Here is a 1141-nt window from a genome sequence, read left to right as displayed (position 1 = left end):
ACATTCTCAATCTAGGAGAATTAGAAGTGCCAACCTTGACAATGTAAGCATCCAAATAAGGCTTATAAACATCAAGCACATCAGCTTGGTATGTTAAACCAATAACATCTATATTTTCTTGTGTAAGTCCTTCACTACCCACTCTGTTGTATCTGGCAATGGTAGCTTCATTTATTACCCACACCAATTCAGCAGGGGCAGTATCACTGTTAATGTAAAGTTTTACTGCACTTTCAATGTTGGTGTATAGGGCATTTAATATTACATCCTTTGATGTATCTGAAAGACCTAAAATGGTCTTTATAATTGTTATATCAGCCACTACATATCACCTACTTTTCTTTTTGTGCTGACTTCTTAACAGTCTTTTTTTCTTTGACCTCTTCAACCTTTTTAGCTTCTTCAAGCAGTTTTTGTTGGGTCATGTGCATTAACATTCCCACCATTATCAACTCCTTAAAAATAAAAGGAGAACAGCCATATCAGCCATCCTCCTTGTCAATTTTGTGTAAAAGTGTTACATCTTACTGTTACTTAATACTTAATATTAAGCTAAAGTAATTTTGATTGCACCAGAAGCATCTCTTACATGGTAAGCATACTGCATGTCAGCAGTTACTACTGTTGACTTAGTAAGAATGTTTCTGTCCATTTCAACTGATACAGCTTTGTTTAGGTAAACACCTAAAGCATTTGGCTTGATAATGAATGCTTGTTTTGTACCAACATAGTTAGAAACAATAACAGTACAGCCATAAACTTCACCAACAGAATCAACTTTGTCATTTTGTTTTACAACAAAGTTAGGGTCTTTTCTTAGGTTAGCAAATTCAGTTGGGGAAACAACAATGTATTTCTCTCCATCTACATCTTCACCAAACTTAACTAAAGCATCACCAATAACAGTTGTAGATAATGATGTTGATGCAGAAGCATGTAACATACCACCAGTGATAGCACCTAAAGCTGTGAATAATTTAGCTTCTAAACCATTAGAAACTGATTTTACTAATTGCTTTTCAGCTTCATCTAATGGGTTGCCATAAGCATTTGCAAGCACCTCATCAGATAATTCAATACCAGTTGCTAGTTTAGCAATTGACAAGTTTACACTTGTTTGGCTTAGTAAAGCAGGGTTGAT

Annotated in this window: 2 protein-coding genes; both read right to left on the bottom strand. The window is 34.9% G+C overall.

From position 1 onward, the window contains the following. Nucleotides 1–322 (bottom strand): phage head-tail connector protein (locus BR30_RS0116235; RefSeq protein ID WP_026565889.1); only part of this gene is annotated, 322 nt, incomplete at its 3' end. 225 nt (nucleotides 323–547) lie between these two features. Next, nucleotides 548–1141, bottom strand: a 594-nt coding sequence (locus BR30_RS0116225; RefSeq protein ID WP_026565888.1) for a phage major capsid protein, incomplete at its 5' end; no start/stop codon positions are given.

The sequence above is a fragment of the Bacillus sp. UNC41MFS5 genome, assembly GCF_000686805.1.
The sequence above is the reverse complement of the archived record's forward strand: the minus strand, read 5'-3'. Positions and strand labels throughout refer to the sequence as shown.